The organism is Seonamhaeicola marinus (assembly GCF_008085455.1).
Genome location: NZ_VSDQ01000397.1, coordinates 1 through 431 on the forward strand (window position 1 = coordinate 1; position 431 = coordinate 431).

Sequence of the window (431 nt, forward strand, 5' to 3'; positions counted from 1 at the left end):
TTTGTAAATGGTTGATCTACGGTATCAATTTTATGATATTCTTCAATAACTTCTTGAAAAATTTTATTGGCTTTATCTGTAAACATAATGTATTAATTTAATGCGCAAATATACTTTAATTTAATAACTTTACTTACTAAACAATACACGGGTTTATGCAGCTTCATAACATTTCAAAAGAAAACTCAATACTAAATACTTTTATTGCAGAAATTAGAGATAAAACTATACAAAATGACCGTATGCGTTTTAGAAGAAATATTGAGCGTATTGGTGAAATTTTAGGTTATGAGTTAAGTAAAACCTTTAACTATAAACCCAATACAGTTGAAACACCTTTAGGAAACAGCTCCGTTAATTTAACCACTAATAACGTTGTTGTGTGTTCAATTTTAAGAGCTGGTGTGCCTTTACACAATGGTTTACTAAAT

Annotated in this window: 1 protein-coding gene; it reads left to right on the forward strand. The window is 27.8% G+C overall.

The window, feature by feature from the left end; translation table 11 throughout:
- Positions 1–155: 155 nt before the first annotated feature.
- On the forward strand, positions 156–431 hold a 276-nt coding region (locus FUA24_RS05125; RefSeq protein WP_317131939.1), incomplete at its 3' end, for a uracil phosphoribosyltransferase.